Source organism: Massilia genomosp. 1 (genome assembly GCF_011682185.1).
GTDB lineage: Bacteria > Pseudomonadota > Gammaproteobacteria > Burkholderiales > Burkholderiaceae_D > Telluria_A > Telluria_A rubra.
Window position 1 is genome coordinate 1 of record NZ_WHJF01000708.1, and the last position, 210, is coordinate 210.

Consider the following 210-nt stretch of genomic DNA (forward strand, 5'->3'; position numbering starts at 1 on the left):
ACTTGGAGAGGGCGTACAAGAACTTCTTCGAGAAACGGGCCGATTTCCCCAGCTTCAAGCGCAAGGGTTGCGGCGACACTTTGCGCTACCCGGACCCGAAGCAGATCAAGCTTGACGAGGCCAACAGCCGCATCTTCCTGCCCAAACTTGGCTGGCTGCGTTACCGCAACAGTCGGGACGTTCTTGGCGAGCTGCGCAACGTCACAGTGA

At 58.6% G+C, this 210-nt stretch carries 1 pseudogene; it reads left to right on the plus strand.

From position 1 onward, the window contains the following. Positions 1 to 210 (plus strand): annotated as a pseudogene (locus F1735_RS38740) (RNA-guided endonuclease InsQ/TnpB family protein); the annotation flags it as partial.